The organism is Campylobacter sp. BCW_4321, from assembly GCF_001763075.1.
GTDB lineage: Bacteria > Campylobacterota > Campylobacteria > Campylobacterales > Campylobacteraceae > Campylobacter_D > Campylobacter_D jejuni.
Genome location: NZ_MJYA01000064.1, coordinates 22,528 through 22,835 on the forward strand (window position 1 = coordinate 22,528; position 308 = coordinate 22,835).

The following is a 308-nucleotide window of genomic DNA, read 5'->3' on the forward strand; positions in this document are numbered from 1 at the left end:
TCTTCTTTTTCGCTTCCGCCATCTTCCAAAGTTAAATCTAAATCAGTTTGAATGTCTTCTTGATTCTGTTCTTTAGTTGTTTCTTTTTCTAAATTTTCATCTTCTAAATTTTGAGTTTCTAAAGTTTCGTTTGCATTATCATCTTGAGATTCGTTAAGCTCTTCTTGCATTTCTAATGTATTTGCTTTAGAATCGTTTAATAATTCTTGCTTTTTTATTTCTTCATTTTTGTCATCTTCTTTGATTTCTAAATCTTCATCATTTTTATCATCTAGTTCATCTAAACTAGGCTCAGTATCCAAAGCTGT

At 28.9% G+C, this 308-nt stretch carries 1 pseudogene; it reads right to left on the reverse strand.

Annotated elements, in window-relative coordinates:
• Positions 1–308, reverse strand: a pseudogene (locus AJN58_RS10420) (highly acidic protein); the annotation flags it as partial.